This window comes from Blastococcus sp. KM273129 (assembly GCF_021698995.1).
Classification (GTDB): domain Bacteria; phylum Actinomycetota; class Actinomycetes; order Mycobacteriales; family Geodermatophilaceae; genus Blastococcus.
Window position 1 is genome coordinate 1 of record NZ_SSXB01000241.1, and the last position, 211, is coordinate 211.

The 211-nt window shown below is 77.3% G+C and carries 1 riboswitch.

The window, feature by feature from the left end:
- Positions 1-53: 53 nt before the first annotated feature.
- A riboswitch (cyclic di-AMP (ydaO/yuaA leader) is annotated at positions 54-193 on the forward strand.
- The last annotated feature ends 18 nt before the right edge of the window (positions 194-211 follow it).

The window sequence follows — 211 nt, forward strand, 5'->3', positions numbered from 1 at the left end:
GTGGCTGCGCCCGGACGGTCGTCCGCTCCCCACCGGGGAGGGCCGCCGGGCGCCGCCGAGCCGCCCTCCGGGGTGGGCCGGGGACCCACCGCAGCACTGGGGTGAATCGCGCGCCGGGTACGTCCCGTCGCGGGTAGGGCCGCTTCCCGCCCGAATCCGTCAGCTAACCCGGTAGGCGGCAGACGGAAGAACGGAGAGCCGCCGCATGGCG